Below are 20,663 nucleotides of genomic sequence, written 5' to 3' on the forward strand. Positions count from 1 at the left end.
GCACTACTTCGAGCAGGACGTTCTACTTCGCCACCCAGTTGTCCACAGATTCCCAGGCACCGCGCCTGGCGCCGCCGATCACCGGCACGCTGAACGACATGGCACGAGCAGAGTCCAACCGTCAGGTCCCGCCCGCGCTGCGCTACGAACCAGCGACCCGGGCGCGGCTCGAGCGGAGCCGACGCGACGGACAGGTGGTCCGTGTCCGTCCAGGGGTCTATCTGCCGCTCCCGACCGGCGACGGGCCCGCACGCCGACGCGAGGCTGAGGTGCTCGCGAGCGTGCGAGGGGTCGTGGAGAGGCTCGCCACCTCCTACTGGCTGAGCCACGAGACAGCGGCTCTCCTGTGGGGGTGCTGGACCTGGCGGCTCGGGCGACTGGTCCATGTGACCCAGCTCGCGAATCCCAGCGTGCGCCGCGACTCCGACCCGACCACCCGTCGTCACTGGACCGCGTTGCCCGAACGCGACCGGCACGACCTGGACGGCGTCCCGGTCACCTCCCTGGAGCGGACCGCGGTCGACTGCGCCCGTTCGCTGCGGCCCGCCAGCGCCCTCGTCGTCGCCGACTCTGCGCTGCGACTCGGCGCCGAGGTCCGGCTGCTCGAGAAGATCCTCGACGAGTCGGCGGGAAAGCGCGGGGTGATCCAGGCACGGCAGATCCTCCGGATTGCCGACGCCCGGTCGGAGTCACCCGGCGAGACCCTGTTGCGTTGGGCCGCTCTCGACGCCGGCTTCCCGGTGCTCGTCCCCCAGTTCTCGGTCGCCACCTGGCGCGGCGAGTTTCGACTCGACCTCGCCTGGCCCGAGCTTCGCATCGGGCTCGAGTTCGACGGCATGGTCAAGTACGCCGGCGGCATGGGCGACCCCGCAGAACGCCTGCTCGCCGAGAAGTTGCGTGAGGACGCGCTCCGAGAGGCGGGGTGGGCGATCCTTCGCGTGACCTGGGGGGACCTGGAAGATCTGGAACGCCTCGCGGATCGGCTCCGTACGGCCAGGAGGCTTGCCCGCGAGCGGGCGAAGTAGAACGTGCCGCGTGAAGTAGAACGCAGGGGGTTCTACTTCACGCGGCACGTTCTACCTCGGCAGCACTGGGTCAGGCGTTCGCGACCAGGCCCAGCTCCGCGACGCTCGCGAGCCCCTCGTGCTGCGGCACGATCCGCACGGTGTACCCGAACGGGCCCGACGCCTCGAGCCGCACCGACCCGGCGAACGCCGCCCGCCCCGCCTCGTACGTCTCGGCGAGCTCGAGCGGCTCGGCCGTGAAAGCCTCGATCACGTCGGCCTCGGTCACGCGACCGTGGACGACCTGGACCTCGACGTCGCCGGGCTGCAGGTCGCCGAGCGACACGTAGGCCTTGACCGTCAGGAGGTCGCCGACCTGCGGCACCTCGCGGATTCCGCTCGACTCGACGTGGTCCACACGCACGCGCGACCAGTCGCCGCGCACGTGCTGCTTCCACGCCGCGAGCTCGCGCGCGGGCTCGAACCCCGGGGCGTTGAGCGTGCGCCCGGCGACCGCAGCGGGCCCGTACAGGCGGTGCACGTAGTCGGCGACCATGCGCGTGGCCTGGACCTTGGGTCCCAGGGTCGCGAGCGTGTGCCGCACCATCTGGAGCCAGCGACCGGGGACGCCCCGCTCGTCGCGGTCGTAGAAGCGCGCGGCGACCTGGGTCTCGATGAGGTCGTAGAGCGCGGCGGCCTCGAGGTCGTCGCGGCGCTCGGTGTCCTCGACGCCGTCGGCCGTGGGGATGGCCCAGCCGTTCTCGCCGTCGTACCACTCGTCCCACCACCCGTCGAGGATGGACAGGTTGAGCCCGCCGTTGAGCGCGGACTTCATGCCCGACGTGCCGCTCGCCTCGAGCGGGCGCAGCGGGTTGTTGAGCCACACGTCGCAGCCCGGGTAGAGCGACTGCGCCATGCCGATGTCGTAGTTCGGCAGGAACACGATGCGGCCGCGCACGTCGGCCTCGTCGGTGAACCGGACGAGCTGCTGGATGAGCCGCTTGCCCTGGTCGTCGGCGGGGTGGGACTTGCCGGCGACGATGAGCTGGACGGGCCGCTCGGGGTCGAGCAGCAGCGAGCGCAGGCGCTCGGGGTCGCGCAGCATGAGCGTGAGCCGCTTGTACGTGGGGACGCGGCGCGCGAACCCGATGGTCAGGACGTCGGGCGAGAGCGCGTCGTCGACCCAGCCGAGCTCGGCGGGGCTGGCCCCGCGCTCGCGCCAGGACCTGCGCAGCCGGTTGCGGGCCTCGTCGACGAGCTGCCCGCGCAGCTCGCGGCGCATGTCCCACAGCTCGGCGTCGGTCACGGCGTCGGGGTTCAGCCAGCCCGACGACGCGGTGTCGGCCGTGAGCTCGTCGAGCCCCAGCTTCTCGGCCTCGAGCGCGGCCATCCGGGGGTCGACCCACGTGGGCGAGTGCACGCCGTTGGTCACGGACGTGATGGGGACCTCGCGCGAGTCGAAGCCCGGCCACAGCCCGTTGAACATGCCCCGCGAGACCTCGCCGTGCAGGAGCGAGACGCCGTTGGCGCGCCCGCCCAGGCGCAGGCCCATGACGGCCATGTTGAAGACCGTCGGGTCGCCGCCGTCGTAGTCCTCGGCACCGAGCGAGAGGACCTGCTCGACGTCGATCCCGGGGATCTGGTTGTCCCCACCGAAGTACTGCGAGACGAGGTCGCGGCCGAACCGGTCGATGCCCGCGGGCACGGGGGTGTGGGTCGTGAAGACCGTCGCGGCCCGCACCGCCTCGAGGGCCGCGTCGAACGTGAGGCCCGCGCCCGCGACGAGCTCGCGGATGCGCTCGACGCCCAGGAACCCGGCGTGCCCCTCGTTGGTGTGGTAGACCTCGGGCTCGGGGGCCCCGGTCAGGCGCGACCACAGGCGCAGCGCGCGCACCCCGCCCACGCCGAGCAGCAGCTCCTGCTGGAGCCGGTGCTCGCCGCCGCCGCCGTAGAGGCGGTCGGTGACCTTGCGGGCGGCCTCGTCGTTGCCCGGCACGTTGGAGTCGAGCAGCAGCAGCGGCACGCGTCCGACCGCCGCGACCCACACGTGCGCGTGCAGCACGCGCCCGCCGGGCAGGTCGATCGAGACGCGCGCGGGGGTGCCGTCGTCCTCGCGCAGGATGGTCAGCGGGAGCCCGTCCGGGTCGAGCAGCGGGTAGGTCTCGACCTGCCACCCGTCACGCGTGAGGGACTGGCGGAAGTAGCCGGCGCCGTAGAGCAGACCGACACCCACGATGGGCACGCCCAGGTCGGACGCGCTCTTGAGGTGGTCGCCCGCGAGGATGCCGAGCCCGCCCGAGTACTGCGGCAGCACCGAGGTGATGCCGTACTCCGGGGAGAAGTAGGCGATCGCCGCGGGGAGAGCCTCGCCCCCTGCGACCTGCTGCTGGTACCAGAGGGGGTCCTGGAGGTACCGGTGCAGGTCGGCGGCGGCCGCGCGCACGCGCTCGACGAAGCCGTTGTCGGCTGCGAGCGCCGCGAGCCGGTCCGGTCCGAGCGCTCCCAGCAGCGCCACGGGGTCGCGCTTCACGGAGTCCCACAGCTGCGGGTCGATCCCCGAGAAGAGCTGGCGCGTGGGGGCGTGCCAGGACCAGCGCAGGTTGAGGGACAGCTCGTCGAGGTCGTGCAGCTCGGCGGGCAGGACGGTGCGGACGGTGAAACGTCTGATCGCTCTCACGGGTCCGACAGTACGCAACAGTCGGTCGCCGCACACCCCCTGCCCACCACCTCCCTGTAACGCTTGCATGAACTTTCACCCGCCCGCCGAGCGACGAGCGCGTGGAGGTTCGGCGCCACACCCGCTCTGCGGGTGCCGCTCACGGCCCGCGCTCGATACCTTGTGCAGGTGCCTGAGAACCTCGCGACCCCCGCGACCGCCCGCCCGAACGCGTCCGCCGGCTCCTCCTCGACCGTGTCTCCCCGCAGGACGCGCACAGCGCCCCCGACGGCACCCCGACCGGTGCCCCCGATGCCGGTCCGCGAGGCTCCCCCGGTCGCGCCGGCCGCACCGATCGGTCGCATCCCGGTCGTCGACGTCTCCCCCGTCGTCGAGGGGGGCCGCTGGCCCGCCAAGGCCGTGGTCGGTGAGGTCGTCCCGGTCGAGGCCACGGTGTTCCGCGAGGGGCACGACGCGGTCGCGGCGACCGCGGTGCTCGTCGCCCCCGACGGCAGCGACCACTCGTGGGCGCACATGGTCGACGTGGCTCCGGGTCTCGACCGCTTCCGCGCGACGGTCTCGCCCGACGCGCCGGGGGCCTGGTCGTTCCGCGTCGAGGCGTGGTCGGACCCGTACGGCACGTGGGCGCACGACGCCGCGATCAAGGTCGCGGCGGGCATCGACGTCGAGCTCATGCTCGCCGAGGGTGTCGCGCTGTTCGAGCGCATCACGGCCCTGGCGGGCCTCAGCCCGCAGGACGCGAAGACCCTGCACGACGGCGCGGCCGCCCTCGCGGACCCGTCTCGCCCTTCGCCGGCCCGTCTCGCGGCAGCCCTGTCGCCCGAGGTGCGCGATGCCCTGGCCCGCACGCCTCTGCGGGACTTCGTGACGCCGTCGGGCACGTACCCGCTCGTGGTGGACCGGCCGCTCGCCCTCGCCGGGGCCTGGTACGAGATGTTCCCTCGATCCGAGGGTGCGCGGCGCCTCAAGGACGGCACCTGGCGGTCGGGCACGTTCACGAGCGCCGCGCGGCGCCTGCCCGCGATCGCGGCCATGGGCTTCGACATGGTCTACCTGACGCCCGTGCACCCCATCGGCACCGCGCACCGCAAGGGGCGCAACAACTCGCTCACCGCGCTCCCGGGCGACCCGGGATCGCCCTACGCGATCGGCTCGAAGGACGGCGGGCACGACGCGATCCACCCCGAGCTCGGCAGCGAGCGCACGTTCAAGGCCTTCGTCAAGGAGGCCCGGCGTCTGGGCATGGAGGTCGCGCTCGACCTCGCGCTCCAGTGCTCGCCCGACCACCCGTGGGTCACCGAGCACCCCGAGTGGTTCACGACGCGCGTCGACGGCTCGATCGCCTACGCCGAGAACCCGCCCAAGAAGTACCAGGACATCTACCCGCTGAACTTCGACAACGACCCCGCGGGCATCTACGCCGAGGTGCTGCGCGTCGTGCGGGTCTGGATCGCACGCGGCGTCACGGCGTTCCGGGTGGACAACCCGCACACCAAGCCGCTCGAGTTCTGGGAGTGGCTGCTCGCCGAGGTGCGCGCCACGAACCCCGAGGTGATCTTCCTGTCGGAGGCGTTCACCAAGCCCGCGATGATGCACACGCTCGCGCGCATCGGGTTCCACCAGTCGTACACCTACTTCACGTGGCGCAACGAGAAGACCGAGCTCGCGGAGTACCTCACCGAGGTCTCGGGACCTGCCGGGTCGTACATGCGACCGAGCTTCTGGCCCACGACGCACGACATCCTGCCGCCCTACCTGCAGCACGGCGGCATCGCCGGGTTCGCGGTCCGGGCCGTGCTCGCTGCCCTCGGCTCGCCCACGTGGGGCGTCTACTCGGGCTACGAGCTCGTCGAGAACGTGCCGCGCCCCGGCGTCGAGGAGCAGATCGACAACGAGAAGTACGAGTACAAGCCGCGCGACTGGGCGCTCGCGGAGGAGATCGGCATCTCGACGCTCCTCACGCGGCTCAACGAGGTGCGCCGCGAGCACCCCGCGCTGCGGCAGCTGCGTAACCTCACGGTCCACCCCACGAGCAACGACCAGGTCCTCGCGTTCTCGCGCCACCTGCCGGCGCGCGTGTCCCCGGACGGGACGCACGAGCCCGCGGACACCGTGATCGTGGTCGTCAACCTGGACCCGTGGGGCACGCAGGAGTCCATGGTCCACCTCGACCTCGCGACCCTGGGCGTGCCGTCCGAGCACGGGCAGTTCGTCGCGCACGACCTCCTGAGCGGTGCCTCGTACGGGTGGGGGCAGGACGTGTACGTGCGGCTCGTTCCGCAGGAGCAGGTCGCGCACGTCATCCACGTGGGCGCACCATGACGGCGCCCCCTTACCTGTCGCCCCCCGGGGGCCAGGGGCCGTCCGCCACGTCGGGTGGAGCGCCGGGCGGCACCTCGGGCGGCGCCGCCCGGGACGGGCACGCCGCCGGTCCGGCTCCCGTCGCCCCCGCGACGGCCCCCGCCCCCCTGCCCGTGGGCGCGCTGCCGCCCCAGCGGCGGCCGGCCGCACCCCTTGCCCAGCGTGCGGGCCTGTCCGACGACCCCACCTGGTACCGGACCGCCGTCTTCTACGAGGTCCTGGTCCGCGCGTTCTCGGACTCGTCGGGCGACGGCTCGGGCGACCTGCGGGGGCTCATCGAGCGCCTCGACTACCTCCAGTGGCTCGGGATCGACGCCCTGTGGCTGCCGCCGTTCTACCCCTCGCCCCTGCGCGACGGCGGGTACGACGTGGCCGACTACACCGCGATCGCGGGCCAGTACGGTTCCATGTCCGACTTCACCGAGCTCATCGCGGAGGCCCACGCGCGCGGCATCCGGATCGTGATCGACCTGGTCATGAACCACACGAGCGACCAGCACCCGTGGTTCCAGGCCTCGCGCGCGGACCCCGAGGGCCCGTACGGCGACTTCTACGTGTGGAGCGACGACAACACGCGCTACCAGGACGCCCGCATCATCTTCGTGGACACCGAGACGAGCAACTGGACGTTCGACCCCGTGCGGCGCCAGTACTTCTGGCACCGGTTCTTCTCGCACCAGCCGGACCTCAACTTCGAGAACTCGCGCGTCGCGGACGCCATGCTCGACGTGACGCGGTTCTGGCTGCAGGTGGGCGTGGACGGGTTCCGGCTCGACGCGGTCCCGTACCTGTTCGAGGCCGAGGGCACCAACTGCGAGAACCTGCCCGAGACGCACCGGTTCCTGCGGCGCGTGCGCGAGATGGTCGACACCGAGTTCCCCGGCCGGATCATCCTGGCCGAGGCCAACCAGTGGCCTGCGGAGGTCGTGGACTACTTCGGCACCGAGGAGGAGCCGGAGTGCCACATGTGCTTCCACTTCCCCGTCATGCCGCGCATCTACTACGCGATCAAGGACCAGCGGGCCAACCAGATCGTCGACATCCTGCGCGACACCCCGCCCATCCCGGCCGGGGCGCAGTGGAGCACGTTCCTGCGCAACCACGACGAGCTGACGCTCGAGATGGTCTCGACCGAGGAGCGCGCGTCGATGTACGGGTGGTACGCGCAGGACCCGCGCATGCGCGCGAACGTCGGCATCCGCCGCCGCCTGGCCCCGCTCCTGGACAACTCGCGCAAGGAGATCGAGCTCGCGCACGCGTTGCTCCTGTCGCTGCCCGGCAGCCCGTGCCTGTACTACGGCGACGAGATCGGGATGGGCGACAACATCTGGCTGCCGGACCGCGACGCGGTCCGCACGCCCATGCAGTGGACGCCGGACCGCAACGCAGGCTTCTCGACCGCCGACCCGGGCAAGCTGTACCTGCCGCCGATCCAGTCGCTCGTGCACCACTACGGCTACGTCAACGTCGAGGGCCAGCTCGCGCAGCCCACGTCGCTGCTGCACTGGGTCCACGGGATGCTCGCGGTGCGCCGCCTGCACCCCGCGTTCGGTGACGGTGAGCAGGTCACGCTCGGTACGGACAACGACGCGGTGCTCGCGTTCCTGCGTCGCAACGAGGCCGAGACGATCCTGTGCGTCGCGAACCTCGCGTCCACGGCGCGCACCGCCACGATCCACCTGCCCGAGCACGCGGGGGCGACGCTCACCGACGTGTTCGGCGGGGCGCCGTTCCCCCCGGTGGGCGAGGACGGCGACGTCGTGATGACATGGGGGTCGAGGGACTTCTACTGGCTCACGGTGTCGTAGACGCCGGCGTCGCAGGCGTCGTGGATGCCGGCGTCGACGGTGTCGCAGGGAGCCGGTCCACAGCCCTCGCCCGGACGGCAGAAGGAGCTGACGTGGTACCGAAGACCGTCTCGTCCGTGCCCGTCGCGTCCCTCCACGGGCCGCTCGGGTCGCCGCAGCGCGCCCCGCTGCCGGACGCGCGCCTGCTGGGGCTGCTCGACACCTGGCTGCCGGCCCAGCGCTGGTACCCCGTCAAGGGGCTCACGGTCCACCACGTCCCGTGGCTGAGCTTCGCGCTCACCGATCGCTGCGCGCTGCACCTGCTGCGCGTCGTGGGCGAGGGGGTGGACCTCGTGATCCAGGTACCGCTCGTGCTCACGCCCGCGGGCCGGCTCGCAGCCTCGGGCGAGCCCGCCTCACCCGACGCCGGGTCCGGCGCGGGGTCCCCGGCGCGCACACCCCTGCCGGGCCTGGTCGGTTTCGTCCCCGGTCCGCCCGCCCGGCCCGGCGACCCGCTCGACGCCCCGCTCGCGGTGCACGACGGCGCCACGCACCCCGACCTGTGGGCGGCCGTCCTCGGGGCGCTCGAGCCGGCGGAGGGGGCCGGTGCGGGAGTGCCGTGCGAGCACCCGGACCTGACGGGGGCCCGGGCCGTCGGCGGGGAGCAGTCCAACTCCTCGGTGATCCTGCCCGGGGTCGCCGGGGGCTCGATCCTCAAGATCCTGCGGACGGTCGCGATCGGCCAGCACCCGGACGTCGTGGTCCCGGACGCGCTCGCACGGGTCGGGTGGACAGGCGTCCCACGCCCGCTCGGGTGGGTCGAAGCCTCGTGGGACGCGGTCGACGTCCCCGGCCGACCCGCCGGAACCGGCTCCGGCCCAGGGTCGGCGTCCGGGCAGACGGCGGCGACCGCCCGGACGGCGCACCTCGCGATCCTCAGCGAGCTCGTGACCGACGCCCAGGACGGGTTCGAGCTCGCGTGCGCCTACGCGTCCCAGGACCGGTCGTTCGCCGACCTCGCGGCCGACCTGGGCGCGACCCTCGCGAGCATGCACGGTGCGCTGCGCGCTGCCCTGCCGACCGGACCACCACTCGAGGCGGGCTGGCTGCTGGGCGACCTGCGCCGTCGGGCCCGGGAGGCCTGCGCCGGCTCGGCACCGCTCGCGCGGCGCGCCCCGCTCGTCGAGGCCTTCCTCGACCAGGTCGCCGAACGCCTGGCCCGGGACGACGCTCCCCCTCCCCTGCTCCAGGCGATCCACGGCGACATGCACCTGGGCCAGGCCCTGCACGCGCGCGGCGACGGCTGGAAGATCCTCGACTTCGAGGGCGAGCCCCTGCGGCCCGTGTCCGAGCGCACGCGCCCGGACCTGCCGCTGCGCGACGTCGCGGGGATCGTGCGCTCGCTCGACTACGCGGCCGCGGTCGGCGGTGCCCGCTCACCCCGCTGGACGACGACCGCGCGCACGGCGTTCGTCGAGGGCTACCGGCGGGCCGTGGGCGAGGACGACGGGACGGCCGGGCTCTCGGTCGCGACGACCGAGGCCCTGCTGCGGGCGCTCGTCCTCGACAAGGCGCTGTACGAGGTCGTGTACGAGTCGCGCAACCGGCCCGCGTGGGAGCCGATCCCGCTCACGGCCGTGGACCGGCTGCTGGGCGGGCGATAGACGAGCCCTGAGGTCCAGGAGCCGGGACGTCGTTCGGCCGCTCGAGGTACTTCACCGCGACCGTGGCGATCTGCGACCCCTCGATGACGACCCGTGACCACGCGCGATCGAGGTTGAGCGGGGCGCTCCCCGGGCGCGTGACCGACAGGTGCCCGCTGAGGACGATGGCACGCGCTCCCTCGCGCGCGTCGGCCGAATAGCGCTCGATCCAACCGCGCCAGCTCGTCCCGTCGACGAGATCGACCTGCGCGAAGCACATCGTCCCGGCCGGTCTGTCGGTCCGGAACGTGTCGTACCACTCGGTGCTCCCGCTGAGCGTCGCGACGCTCCCGTCCCTGGTCCGGCGTCGCTTCCAGATCCCGTCGACCACCACGGCGAGCAGGCAGGCCGCGACGGTGGAGATCGCGAGGACTCCCAGCGCACGGAACGCGTTCGCCCAGGCGTAGGCGCTGTCCGAGCTGAACCTCAGATAGTCGAACCGAAGGAGCGGGAGATGCCAGGCACCCCAGGCGACCAGTGCACCGAACGCCGTGAACCCCAACGAGGCGAGGGTGATCCGACCCGCCTCTTCGAACGCCGACTCCTGCGTGGTGACCCGCCACGATCGAGCGCGCAGGTCGAACAGCAGGCCCGGCGCCGCGAGAAGCAGGAACAGGAGCAGCCCGGTCCACCCGTCCGCGACCACGGACTAGAAGGCCTCTCCTGCTGGATCCTCACCGGCTCCGTCGCCTGAACCGCCCGACGTCGCCTTGTTGGCGCCGAGGCTGTCGTTGGACCTCTTCTCGACGCCCTGCTTGATCCGCCGGTCGTCGGATTCCTTGGAGCTGCTCGTGGACATCCTGTCCTCCTTGACCCGGACCTCACCTGAACCGCAGCCTATCGCCACCCCTCACCGTGTGCCCGGTAGGCAGCGGCCCGTCCTGGCGCGGCGCACGCGACGCGCTGGGTCACCGGGCCACGACGCCCGGCCCCCGCCGAGCACCCGCACCCCCCAGCACGCCCTCCGGCCAGGGTGAACCCGGGCCGCCGCAGCCGCGACGCGGCGCGGGGAGTGCACAAGCAGCCCGGCGACGTGGAAAGGTTGGCCCATGACCGGGTCATCGACACCTCCGAGCTCCCTCCCACCGCTCCCCGTCGTCCCTGCCGATCCCGCGGCGCTCGCGGCCGTCGCGCAGGGACGGTCGTTCGACCCGCACGGGGTCCTCGGCCCGCACCTGACGGCCGTCCCTCTCCCCGGTGGCCGCACCGGGGGTGCGGCTACCGTGCGCGTCCTGCGCCCGCTCGCGGACGAGGTCACGATCGTGACCCTTGACGGCGAGTTCGCCGCGACGCACGAGCAGGACGGGATCTGGGTCGCGGTCGTGCCCGCCGCGGTCGACGAGCCGCTCGGCGCCGACGCCCGGTCCACGCCCGTGCTGCACGCCCCCGACTACCGCATCCGGGCACGCTACGGCGAGACCACGACGCTCCAGGACGACCCGTACCGCTTCCTGCCGACCCTCGGCGAGGTCGACCAGCACCTGGTGCGCGAAGGCCGCCACGAAGAGCTGTGGACGGTGCTCGGCGCCAACCCCACGACCTACCCGAGCGTCCTGGGCGAGCCCGGCTCCCCCGGCACCACGAGCGGCACCGCGTTCGCCGTCTGGGCACCCAACGCGCGCGCCGTGCGCGTCATCGGCGACTTCAACCACTGGCAGGGCACGACGCACGCCCTGCGCGCGCTGGGCGACACCGGGGTCTGGGAGCTGTTCGTGCCCGGGATCGGCCCCGGCACGCTCTACAAGTACGAGATCCTCACCCCGGGCGGGACGTGGCTCCAGAAGGCCGACCCCCTGGCCAAGGGCACGCAGGTCCCGCCCGCCAACGCGAGCGTCGTGGTCGAGTCCCGGCACGAGTGGACCGACGCCGACTGGATCGCCGAGCGCACGGCGCGCGACCCGCACACCGGCCCCGTGAGCATCTACGAGGTGCACCTGGGCTCCTGGCGGCAGGGGTTGAGCTACCGCGAGCTCGCCGAGCAGCTCACCGCGTACGTCCTCGAGACCGGGTTCACGCACGTCGAGCTCATGCCCGTGGCCGAGCACCCCTACGGCGGCTCGTGGGGCTACCAGGTCACGAGCTACTACGCCCCGACCTCGCGGTTCGGGCACCCCGACGACTTCCGTCACCTCGTCGACACGCTGCACCGCGCCGGGATCGGCGTGATCCTCGACTGGGTGCCCGCCCACTTCCCCAAGGACGAGTGGGCGCTCGCTCGTTTCGACGGCACCCCGCTCTACGAGCACCCCGACCCCCTGCGCGGCGAGCAGCCGGACTGGGGCACGTACGTGTTCGACTTCGGGCGCAACGAGGTGCGCAACTTCCTCGTCGCCAACGCGACGTACTGGTTCGAGGAGTTCCACGTCGACGCGCTGCGCGTCGACGCCGTCGCCTCGATGCTCTACCTCGACTACTCGCGCAACCCCGGCCAGTGGCACCCCAACGTGCACGGCGGGCGCGAGAACCTCGAGGCCATCGCGTTCCTCCAGGAGACCAACGCGACGGCCTACCGCCGCACGCCCGGCGTGATGATGATCGCCGAGGAGTCCACGGCCTGGCCGGGCGTGACGCGCCCCACCGACGCGGGCGGCCTCGGGTTCGGGCTCAAGTGGAACATGGGCTGGATGAACGACTCCCTGCGCTACGTCGCCGAGGAGCCCATCAACCGGCGCTACCACCACCACGAGATCACGTTCTCGATGGTCTACGCCTACTCCGAGCAGTTCGTCCTGCCCATCAGCCACGACGAGGTCGTGCACGGCAAGGGCTCGCTCTACGGCAAGATGCCCGGTGACGACTGGCAGAAGCGCGCGGGCGTCCGTTCGTTCCTCGCCTACCAGTGGTCCCACCCCGGCAAGCAGCTGCTCTTCATGGGCTCCGAGATCGCGCAGCACGCCGAGTGGAACGAGGCCGCGAGCCTGGACTGGGCGGGGCTCGGCGACCCCGGCAAGGCCGGGGTGCAGCGCCTCGTGCGCGACCTCAACGACCTCTACCGGCGCACGCCCGCCCTCTGGGCCCTCGACCACGACCCGGCGGGCTTCGAGTGGCTCGACGCCGAGGACGCCGACCACAACGTCCTGGCGTTCCTGCGTCGCGACGGGGCCGGGAACCAGGTCGCCGTCGTCGTGAACTTCGCCGGGACCCCCCACGAGGGCTACCGCCTCGCCCTGCCGCACGGCGGGCGCTGGCGCGAGGTCCTCAACACCGACGCCGAGGTCTACGGCGGCTCGGGGGTCGGCAACCTCGGCGAGGTCGAGTCCGAGCCGCGGCCCTGGAAGGGACGCGCGTCCTCGGTCGAGCTGCGCGTCCCGCCGCTCGGGGCTCTCTACCTCGAGCCCGTGCCCGAGGTCTGACGGCAGGTCTCTGAGCGAACGACGAAGGGCCTCGGCACGCATCGCGTGCCGAGGCCCTTCGCAGGTCGTCAGTACAGGTTGATCGCCAGGAGCTGGCGTGCCTTGCCGACGCGCGGGTCGGTCGGCCCGAGGATCTCGAAGTAGTCGACGAGGCGCAGTCGCAGCGTCTCCTTGTCCTCGGCGCTCGCGCCGGGCAGGAGGTCCAGCAGGCGACCGAACGCGTCCTCGACCTTGCCGCCGAGCATGTCCATGTCCGCGACGTCGAGCTGCGCGGCGAGGTCCGTGGGCCGCGCTGCGGCGGCCTCTCGCGTCGCCTGCAGGTCGAGGTCGCGCGTGCGGCGCAGGAGACCCACCTGAGCCAGGCCCGCGGCCGCGAGGTGGTCGCGCGGGTCCTGCTTGATGGCCTTCTGGTATGCCGCGACGGCCGCGTCGAGGTCGTCGCGCTCGATCGCGTCGAACGCCTCCTGGTGCAGCGGCGGGAGCTCGGGCTCGGGCTCGGGGGCCACCGCCGCGTCCGGGTCCGCGACCCCCTGCGCGGGAGCTCGGCCCGTGACGCCGTTGCCCTCGGCGATCTGCAGCACCTGCTGCAGGACCGCACGGATCTGGTCTCCTGCAGCGGCCCCCTGGAAGAGCGGGACCGGCTGGCCCCCCACGATCGCGACGACCGTCGGGACGCTCTCCACCTGGAACGCCGCGGCGATCTGCGGGTAGGTCTGGGCGTCGACGCGGCCCAGGAGGAAACGACCCGCGAACTCCTCGGCGATCGCGCCGAGCTCGGTGCCGAGCTGGGCGTTCGCCTGGTCCGTGGGGATCCACAGCAGGACCACGACCGGGTACTGCGCGGAGTCCTGGACGAGCTGCGGGAACGACTCCTCCGTGACGTCGACGACGTAGCCGCCGGCCTCGGGGGCACCGCCGGGCGTCCCGGGCGGGGGCGCCGACGGGCGGTTCAGGGACGACAGGTCGACGGCGCCGCGCACGTCGAAGTTCGGCTGCTGGCTCGGTTGGCTCATGCGCTCATCCTAAGGAAGATCGTGCCGTCGCGAGGCGGCGGCTCGGCGAGAGGGTTCGTCGACGGTGGGCGTCCGCCGTGGTCCGCGACGACAGGGCTGCTCGTCCTGCCGTCGCCGACCCCGGTACCGGCCTAGGAGGTCGCGACCGACGTGACGATGTTCTCCATGCCGAGCACCTGGACGCCTGTGGTGGCGTCCGCCGGCGGGATGAACATCGCGACCATGGTCGTGTACCCCACGTTGAGGACGTTCGTCGGTTCGGTGGCTCCGAAGAGGGCCTTCTCCGTCTCGGTACCGGGCGTGATCTTCGCGCCCTCCTCCGCGGTGCGGGTCTCGAGCGCCGTCATCGCGGCCATGACCATCGCACCGCCGTCTGCCGTGCGCACTGCGCGCGCCTCGCCCGGCGTCGGCGTGAAGGTCATGGTCTGCGTACCCGCGGCCGTGGCGAGGGGCGCCGCCTGCGTCTGCGCGTTGGTCGCGACCCAGGCGCGCAGCGGGTCGTCGGCGAACGAGGCCGCGAAGCCCGAGCCCGCGCCCAGGTTGAGGACGTCGGCGTACTGGGCGACCGCGTCGGTCGGCGTCATGAGGAGCGACGGGTCGTCGAGCGGGACGGACTCGCTGCCGACCGCGGCGCCCGCGAAGCTCGGCAGCTTGACGCTCGGGAACAGGCGCACCCAGGCCCAGAGCTTGTACGGGTCGCGCGCCGTGGTCTGCTCGTACCCGAGGAGCCGCGGGGACTGGAGGTCCTCGGGCTGCTCGGTCACGGCGTACGCCTGCCGGGGCCAGGACTCGGTCGTCGTGATGATGTCCTGCTGGACGGCCGTGGGCAGGACCGTCACCAGGTCGCCGTTGCCACGTGCCGCGGCCACGCCGAGCTGGCTCGTGCGCAGCGACAGCGCCGGCCCGGCGAGCCGGGTGGCGAGCTGGGACGCGTCGTTGGTCGCGTTGGCTGCTTCGAGGGTCGAGCCGACGGCCTCGCGGACCTCGGCCATCTGCTCGACGGTCAGTGCGGGCTCGGCGGTCGCCGAGCTCTCGTCGACGGTGGGTGTGGGAACGGGCGACGTGCAGCCTGCGAGCAGGAGCGCGCCGAGGACGGCGCCGGCCACCGCGGCCGTGCGGGCCGTGGAGCGGCGGGGGGTGCGCTGGCTCATCGGTCTCCTCCGGTCGAGTCGGGGTTCTGGGTCTGGTCGTTCTCGTCGGACGCGGCGGGCGGGGCGGCCTGCGTCTGGCCGAAACCCCACGCCTGGCGCCACGCGTCCGCGCGGGCCGTGGCAGAGCTGCCGCCGGCGGACCCTGCGTCCGTCTCACCCGAGGGGTCGGGGACGACCGGCTGCGCGGCCGTCGCGTTCCTCTCACGTCGCACGACCGGGATCTGCCCGGTCATCCAGCGGTTGCGCGGGCGCTGCGCCCGCGCGTCCTCCTGGGCGAGCCGCTCGGCCTCGATGCGTTCCCGTTCGGCCTTCTCGCGCAGCTCACGACGGGTCAGGGTCCCTGTCGCGCCGGTCTGCGTCGGCGGTTCCTGCGCGGGTACCCGCGCAGACTCCGGTACGGCGCCGGGCCAGCCGGCCCCGGCGCGACGCTCGGTCGGTGCAGCGGGCCCGGCCTCCCCGGCGGTGCTCGTGCTCTCCGGAGCCTCCGAGCCTGCGCCGGTACGCGCCGTGCGTCCGTTGCTCGCCGTGCGGCTCTTCTTCTTCCTCCCGCCGCCTGCGCTGGGGTCCTTGTCCTTCTTGCCACCCATGAACGAGAGGACACCGATCGCCAGCCCGGCGACCAGGAGCAGCGAGCCACCCGCGATCCCGGGCCACTGCCAAGGGGTAGAGACCTCACGGGCCCAGGTCAAGGTCACGACGGGGCTCGCAGGGTCCTCACCGGTCCCGGCCGCGAGCAGGCTCCAGCGGCCCGGACGGTCGGACCAGCGCAGGCTGACCTCGCCCGCACCGGAGGCCTCGGCGAACCACATGTCGGACCCGGCGGGGTCGACACCCACGACGGGCGTCTCGGCCGTGGCGTCCGCAGCAGCGTCGCCCTCGGCGGGCGCCTCACCTTCTGCGGGCGCGTCACCCTCGACCGGGGCCTCGCCCTCGGCCGGGGTCTCCTCGGCGGGGGTCTCCTCGGCGGGCGGCGGTGTCGTGACCGACTTCGTCGCGAGCGTCTCCCAGTCGGTGAGACCGGTGATGTCCGAGTGCGCGTCGGTGCCGACCCACCCGGTGACGTCGACGTCGCGCCCGATCACGAGCGTCACGGGCTTCCCGTCCGGGGTCTTCGCCGTGACGGTCACGTCACCGTCGACCAGGTCGAGGACCCCGGGCTCCGAGACGACCAGCGGCGACGACGCGTCGGCGGCAGCCGTCGCGACGACCGTCTCGCTCTCGCGCCAGAGGGTCGCAGAGGCGACTCCTGTGCCGATCCCCACCAGGCCGAGCACGATCAGGCCGGCGGCCAGGATTCGTTGAAGCACCGAGTTTCCCTTCGTCATGGACATTCCACAATAGAGGCGAACGCCTGCTGGATTCGAAAGTTCGCCGGATGGCGACGATCGCCGCAGACTCTTCACGAAGTCCCCGCGACACCCTGACGGTACCCATTCCGGGTATTCAGGACACAGTTCCGCCACGTATCCTGGGTGACGTCCCACAGGTCGGGCGACCCGGTACCTCCACCGAACGATACGGCCCGACAACAGCGCTGGCGTGGACCAGCCCGAAGCGGAAGGTCGACCCGTGTCCGACGAACGCACACTGTTCCCCATCACCATGCGCGGCTACGACCGCATCATGGTGGAAGGCCAGCTGGCCAAGCTCGAGAAGGATCTCGAGGCGGCCCGTCACCGGGCCGAGTCCGCCGACGCCCGGGCTGTGCAGCTCACGTCGGACCTCCAGGACGCGCAGCGCCAGCTGCGCGAGTCCGACCGACCGTCCTACTCGGGACTGGGCTCGCGCATCGAGCAGCTGCTCCGTTCCGCGGAGGAGCAGTCGGCCGACATCCTGGCCCAGGCCAACGCCCAGGCAGTCGACATCATGTCGCGCGCCAAGGTCGCGGGCGGCCAGATCCGCTCGCGCGCCGAGAACGAGGTCGCCGAGCTGCTCTCCGGCGCTCGTCGCGAAGCCGAGGAGATCCGTTCGACGGCCGCGTCGGAGACCGAGAGCACCCTGGTCGGCGCACAGCGCCGCGCCGAGGAGTTCGTGGGTTCCGCCGAGCGCGAGGCCGCCCGCATCCAGAGCGCGCTGAACACCGAGGAGAGCGAGCGTCGTTCGAGCCTCGAGCGCGAGCTGGGCACCCTGCGCGCCCAGGTCGAGCGCGAGACCACGGAGCTGCGCGTCGCGACCGAGCGCGAGACCGCCGAGCTGCGCGCCCGGGTCGCTGCCGAGACGGCCGCGATGCGCGAGGCCGCCGAGCGCGAGACCACCGAGCTGCGCGAGACCACGCGCCGCGAGGCCGAGCGCCAGGTCTCCGAGGCCAAGCGTGCGGCCTCCGAGGCGGCGAACGCCGTGACCTCTGAGATGGAGGAGCTGCGCGAGAAGGCGCGGACCGCTCTGGCCGAGGCCGAGCTGGACATCGCCCGCCGCCGCGAGGAGGCCGAGCTGGAGAGCGCGCAGCGCCACCAGACGGCCAAGGAGGAGACCGAGAAGCTCGTCGCGACGGCAGAGGCGCACGCGTCCGACGCCGAGCACCGCGTGGTCACGGCTCTCGAGCAGGCCGAGAAGGTCCGCACCGAGTCCGACGACTACGTCAAGGAGGTCATCGCGACCGCGCGTCACAACGCGGACCGCGTGGTCGCCGAGGCCCGCGAGTTCGCCGAGCAGACCGTCGGGGACGCCAAGGCAGAGGCCGAGCAGCAGCGCGCGGCGGCCCAGCGTCAGCTCGAGGACCTCACGCGCCAGCACGAGTCGATCAACACCTACCTCGACGAGCTGCGTGGGCTGCTCGGCGACGGTGAGGGCGCCAAGACCAAGGCCGCACCGGCCGTGGCCATCGCGGGCACCCCGGCGCAGCGTGCCCGCGCTGCGAACCTCATGACCGCGGAGTTCCCGCAGGTCGAGGTCGAGGGCGAGGAGGGCGAGGACGCCAAGTCCTCGGAGTCCTCGGCTTCCGCGAAGGCCTGAGCACGCCCATGACGCACGACGGCGACGACACCGGGGACCTGCCTGGGTCGTCGCCGTCGTCCGCTCACCAGGCACACCAGGCTCACGGTCCCGGCGATGCCGCTGGCGGCTCGACCGGAGCCGCGAGCAGCACCACGCCCGACGACGTCGCGGCCTGGCGTGCTCAGCGCACCGAGGCCGCGGCGCACCAGGCGAACGAGCTCGAACGCCGCCGCGCCCAGGAGTCGGCCCAGGCCGCCGCTCTCCTGCGCGAGTTCGTCGCCGAGGCCGGACGGCGAGGCATCGCCCCGGTCCCGCTCCAGGCCCGCTCGTACGCAGGGGACGCGACGTACCGCACCAGGACGCTCGGCTGGTACCTGCGCAAGAACCGGACGCTCGCCGTCGGGACCGACGCGTCGTTCTACATCCTCAGCGTCCAGGGCGGGCTCTCGGCCCGGCTGAAGGGCGCGACCCTCGTCCCGTCGGACCCGCCGCTCGTGCTCGGCAAGGGCGGGCGCGACGGCGAGTCCATCTCTCTCGCGGACGCGATCGAGCTGGTGCTCGAGCGCGGCTGACCGCCCGGCGCTCAGTCCCGGGCGACGGCCCAGAGGTCACCGATCGCGTTCGCGACGGCCGGCGCGTCCTCGACAGCGCTCATGTGCCCCGCGGCGGGCACCACGACGAGCGTCGCCCCCCGAGCCGCGGCGACCAGGTGCTCGGCGGCCTCGACCGGGGTGAGCGTGTCCTCCTCGCCCACGACCACGCTCACGGGGCCCGCGAAGCGTGCCAGCACCTCGGTGCGGTCCGGGCGGGCGGCCATGGCGCGCTGGGCCCACGCGACGCCGTCGGGCCGCTGGGAACGGATCCACTCCTCGAGGCGAGCCGTCAGCCCGCGGCGCGCGATCTTGCTCGTCGCGCCGAGCAGGGCTCCCGGCATGCCGAGGACCGCGTCGACCGTGCGGCTCTCGCTGACCGCCGCCGCGATGCGCAGGCGGTTGGCGCGGGCCGTGTCGTCGTCGGCCGTCGACTTGGTGTCCACGAGGCCGAGCGCGACCACGAAGCCCGGATGACGCTCGGCCGCCGCGAGCGCGACGTAGCCACCCATCGACATGCCCACGACCACCGCACGCTCGAGCCCGGCGGCGCGGGCAGCGGCGACCACGGCGTCGGCTGCGGCCTCGATCGAGGGCGGCTCGCCCCCGAGCGGGCTCTCGCCCAGCCCCGGGAGGTCGACCGCGACGACCGTGATGCCGCTCGGCAGAGCCGCGGCGACGTCCTCCCACATGCGGTGGTCGAGCGGGAAGCCGTGCACGAGCAGCACGGGCAGCCCGTGCCCCTCACGCAGGGTGTGCAGGGCGAGGTGCTGGGTCGTGGTCATGAGTTCTGTCCTGTCGTCGTCGGCTGGACGTGCGTGCGGCTCGCGTCGTACGAGGCCTGGTCAGAGGCCTCGGTGTCCGTACCCGTCTCGGTCTGCGCGTCCCACGTCGTGGGGAGGGGTACGGGGAATCCCGGGCGGACGCGGGCGACGATCTCGTCGAGGACCCGTCGCACCGACGGCTCGCCCACCCACAGGTGCTTGGCTCCCTCGACCGCGACGACCTCGGCCTGCGGCACGCGTGCGAAACGGCGGCGCGCCTCCTCGGGGCGCAGGTAGTCGTCGAGCTCGGGCACCAGGACCAGGAGCGGCTTGCCGAACGCGGCCCACCGGTCCAGGTCCTCGTCGGTCGCGCGGTGCAGGGGCGGGGAGAGGAGGATCGCGCCCTCGATGCCGGGGTCCGTGCCGTGCTTGAGGACGAGCTCGGTCCCGAACGACCACCCCACGAGCCACCGGTTCGGCAGGTCGTGGAACTCGGCCAGCTCGATCGCCGCGGCGACGTCGAAGCGCTCGGCCTCGCCGCCGTCGAACGCGCCCTCGCTCGTGCCGCGCGGGGACGACGTGCCGCGCGTGTTGAAGCGCAGTACCGCGAGATCGGCGAGCGCGGGCAGGCGCCAGGCTGCCTTGCGGTAGACGTGGGAGTCCATGTAGCCGCCGTGCGTGGGCAGCGGGTGCAGCGTGATCAAGGTGCCCGACGGCGCCGCGTGCGCCGGGAGCGCGAGCTCGCCCACGAGGGTCAGACCGTCCGCGGTGTGGAGCTCGACGTCCTCGCGGCGGGCCGGCAGGACCGTGAGCGAACGGATCGGGGCGCCGTGCTCGGCGGGCTTGCCGTCGGGGGCCGTGCGTGCCGCCGTGGGCGCACCTGCGGACGCTGCCGGGGGCACCGCTGCGGGCGTGGCCGCCGGTGCGGGCGTGGCGGGACGGTCGGTCGCGGGGTCAGGGCTGTGCGCGTTCATCACGACCGAGCCTAGCCGGGGTCGACCTCAGCGGCGCCGGGCACGCGCCTCCCAGCACCCCGTGTGCCAGTGGCGGCGGTCCTCGAGCGCGGACTGCGCCCCGAACATCGAGTCCTTGGCCCACGCGACGACGTGGCTCGTCCCGGCGGGGACGGTCTGCCGGCAGCCCGGGCACACGTACGACTTGTCGCTCTGGCGGACGGTGCGGACGGACCACTCGCCGTCGGGCCCGGTCTCCGACCGCATGCCGCCGAGGGCACGGTTGAGGTCGAGCGGAGGGGGTTCCGCTCCCCAGGGACGACGGCGCGAGGGACGTTTCGAGGGCACGGTTCCATTGTCCACGGTCGCGACA

The 20,663-nt window shown here is 73.0% G+C and carries 16 protein-coding genes; 7 read left to right on the forward strand and 9 right to left on the reverse strand.

From position 1 onward, the window contains the following. Nucleotides 1-386: 386 nt before the first annotated feature. Entirely contained in the window at nucleotides 387-1,025 is a 639-nt protein-coding gene (locus H9641_RS00215) for a hypothetical protein (RefSeq protein ID WP_191799939.1), read from the forward strand. A gap of 70 nt (nucleotides 1,026-1,095) precedes the next feature. Here the strand turns inward: H9641_RS00215 and glgP are convergent, their stop codons facing one another. After that, nucleotides 1,096-3,681, reverse strand: a complete 2,586-nt coding sequence (gene glgP, locus H9641_RS00220) for an alpha-glucan family phosphorylase (RefSeq protein WP_191799941.1) — start codon at nucleotides 3,679-3,681, stop codon at nucleotides 1,096-1,098. A gap of 291 nt (nucleotides 3,682-3,972) precedes the next feature. Here glgP and H9641_RS00225 point away from each other — a divergent pair, with 291 nt between their 5' ends. The 3 genes from H9641_RS00225 (at nucleotide 3,973) to H9641_RS00235 (ending at nucleotide 9,493) form a co-directional block, all read left to right on the forward strand. Next, entirely contained in the window at nucleotides 3,973-6,003 is a 2,031-nt protein-coding gene (locus tag H9641_RS00225) for an alpha-1,4-glucan--maltose-1-phosphate maltosyltransferase (RefSeq protein WP_191799943.1), read from the forward strand. Beyond that, nucleotides 6,000-7,850 (forward strand): maltose alpha-D-glucosyltransferase, encoded by a 1,851-nt coding sequence (treS, locus tag H9641_RS00230; RefSeq protein WP_191799945.1) that lies wholly within the window; start codon nucleotides 6,000-6,002, stop codon nucleotides 7,848-7,850. Before H9641_RS00225 ends, treS begins: the two co-directional genes overlap by 4 nt. A gap of 92 nt (nucleotides 7,851-7,942) precedes the next feature. Continuing rightward, complete coding sequence (locus H9641_RS00235; RefSeq protein ID WP_318244291.1) at nucleotides 7,943-9,493, forward strand: phosphotransferase; 1,551 nt, start codon at nucleotides 7,943-7,945, stop codon at nucleotides 9,491-9,493. Here the strand turns inward: H9641_RS00235 and H9641_RS00240 are convergent. Both H9641_RS00240 and H9641_RS00245 read right to left on the reverse strand, forming a co-directional pair. Continuing rightward, nucleotides 9,459-10,178: a DUF6338 family protein gene (locus H9641_RS00240; RefSeq protein ID WP_191799949.1), complete on the reverse strand. Its 720-nt coding sequence runs from the start codon at nucleotides 10,176-10,178 to the stop codon at nucleotides 9,459-9,461. The genes H9641_RS00235 and H9641_RS00240 overlap by 35 nt on opposite strands. Nucleotides 10,179-10,181: 3 nt before the next feature. Further along, the gene (locus H9641_RS00245; RefSeq protein WP_191799951.1) at nucleotides 10,182-10,331 is read right to left on the reverse strand and encodes a hypothetical protein; all 150 of its coding nucleotides are present in this window, start codon (nucleotides 10,329-10,331) and stop codon (nucleotides 10,182-10,184) included. Nucleotides 10,332-10,581: 250 nt separating this feature from the next. On the opposite strand from H9641_RS00245, the gene glgB reads away from it, so the two are divergent. After that, a complete protein-coding gene (glgB, locus tag H9641_RS00250) occupies nucleotides 10,582-12,885 on the forward strand; it encodes a 1,4-alpha-glucan branching protein GlgB (protein WP_191799953.1) in 2,304 nt (767 codons plus the stop codon). A gap of 68 nt (nucleotides 12,886-12,953) precedes the next feature. On the opposite strand, the gene H9641_RS00255 is transcribed toward glgB, so the two are convergent. The 3 genes from H9641_RS00255 to H9641_RS00265 form a co-directional block, all read right to left on the reverse strand. After that, complete coding sequence (locus tag H9641_RS00255) at nucleotides 12,954-13,898, reverse strand: tetratricopeptide repeat protein (RefSeq protein WP_191799954.1); 945 nt, start codon at nucleotides 13,896-13,898, stop codon at nucleotides 12,954-12,956. A gap of 131 nt (nucleotides 13,899-14,029) precedes the next feature. Then, the gene (locus H9641_RS00260) at nucleotides 14,030-15,049 is read right to left on the reverse strand and encodes a hypothetical protein (RefSeq protein WP_191799956.1); all 1,020 of its coding nucleotides are present in this window, start codon (nucleotides 15,047-15,049) and stop codon (nucleotides 14,030-14,032) included. Next, nucleotides 15,046-16,374: a hypothetical protein gene (locus H9641_RS00265; RefSeq protein WP_191799958.1), complete on the reverse strand. Its 1,329-nt coding sequence runs from the start codon at nucleotides 16,372-16,374 to the stop codon at nucleotides 15,046-15,048. The genes H9641_RS00260 and H9641_RS00265 overlap by 4 nt, the downstream gene beginning before the upstream one ends. 244 nt (nucleotides 16,375-16,618) lie before the next feature. Here H9641_RS00265 and H9641_RS00270 point away from each other — a divergent pair, with 244 nt between their 5' ends. Further along, complete coding sequence (locus H9641_RS00270) at nucleotides 16,619-18,001, forward strand: coiled-coil domain-containing protein (RefSeq protein WP_191799960.1); 1,383 nt, start codon at nucleotides 16,619-16,621, stop codon at nucleotides 17,999-18,001. 8 nt (nucleotides 18,002-18,009) lie between these two features. Continuing rightward, nucleotides 18,010-18,555, forward strand: coding sequence for a hypothetical protein (locus tag H9641_RS00275; RefSeq protein ID WP_225219741.1), 546 nt, complete (start codon nucleotides 18,010-18,012; stop codon nucleotides 18,553-18,555). A gap of 11 nt (nucleotides 18,556-18,566) precedes the next feature. Here H9641_RS00275 and H9641_RS00280 read toward each other — a convergent pair whose 3' ends face one another. The 3 genes from H9641_RS00280 to H9641_RS00290 form a co-directional block, all read right to left on the reverse strand. Further along, on the reverse strand, nucleotides 18,567-19,358 hold the full coding sequence (locus tag H9641_RS00280) for an alpha/beta fold hydrolase (RefSeq protein WP_191799962.1): 792 nt from the start codon (nucleotides 19,356-19,358) through the stop codon (nucleotides 18,567-18,569). Further along, nucleotides 19,355-20,311 carry an alpha/beta hydrolase gene (locus tag H9641_RS00285; RefSeq protein ID WP_318244292.1) on the reverse strand — a complete coding sequence of 319 codons (957 nt, stop codon included), beginning with the start codon at nucleotides 20,309-20,311 and terminating at the stop codon, nucleotides 19,355-19,357. Before H9641_RS00285 ends, H9641_RS00280 begins: the two co-directional genes overlap by 4 nt. 27 nt (nucleotides 20,312-20,338) lie before the next feature. Continuing rightward, a partial coding sequence (locus tag H9641_RS00290; protein WP_225219742.1) for a hypothetical protein occupies nucleotides 20,339-20,663 on the reverse strand: 325 nt, incomplete at its 5' end.

The sequence above is a fragment of the Oerskovia merdavium genome (genome assembly GCF_014836755.1).
GTDB lineage: Bacteria > Actinomycetota > Actinomycetes > Actinomycetales > Cellulomonadaceae > Oerskovia > Oerskovia merdavium.

What these genes read in the sequence shown, in the direction of transcription:
- H9641_RS00275 (WP_225219741.1), top strand. Translation starts at nt 18,010, where the DNA reads ATGACGCACGACGGCGACGACACCGGGGACCTGCCTGGGTCGTCGCCG.
- H9641_RS00225 (WP_191799943.1), top strand. Translation starts at nt 3,973, where the DNA reads ATGCCGGTCCGCGAGGCTCCCCCGGTCGCGCCGGCCGCACCGATCGGT.
- H9641_RS00245 (WP_191799951.1), bottom strand. Translation starts at nt 10,331, where the DNA reads ATGTCCACGAGCAGCTCCAAGGAATCCGACGACCGGCGGATCAAGCAG.
- glgB (WP_191799953.1), top strand. Translation starts at nt 10,582, where the DNA reads ATGACCGGGTCATCGACACCTCCGAGCTCCCTCCCACCGCTCCCCGTC.
- H9641_RS00260 (WP_191799956.1), bottom strand. Translation starts at nt 15,049, where the DNA reads ATGAGCCAGCGCACCCCCCGCCGCTCCACGGCCCGCACGGCCGCGGTG.
- H9641_RS00285 (WP_318244292.1), bottom strand. Translation starts at nt 20,311, where the DNA reads ATGAACGCGCACAGCCCTGACCCCGCGACCGACCGTCCCGCCACGCCC.
- treS (WP_191799945.1), top strand. Translation starts at nt 6,000, where the DNA reads ATGACGGCGCCCCCTTACCTGTCGCCCCCCGGGGGCCAGGGGCCGTCC.
- H9641_RS00265 (WP_191799958.1), bottom strand. Translation starts at nt 16,374, where the DNA reads ATGACGAAGGGAAACTCGGTGCTTCAACGAATCCTGGCCGCCGGCCTG.
- H9641_RS00255 (WP_191799954.1), bottom strand. Translation starts at nt 13,898, where the DNA reads ATGAGCCAACCGAGCCAGCAGCCGAACTTCGACGTGCGCGGCGCCGTC.
- H9641_RS00280 (WP_191799962.1), bottom strand. Translation starts at nt 19,358, where the DNA reads ATGACCACGACCCAGCACCTCGCCCTGCACACCCTGCGTGAGGGGCAC.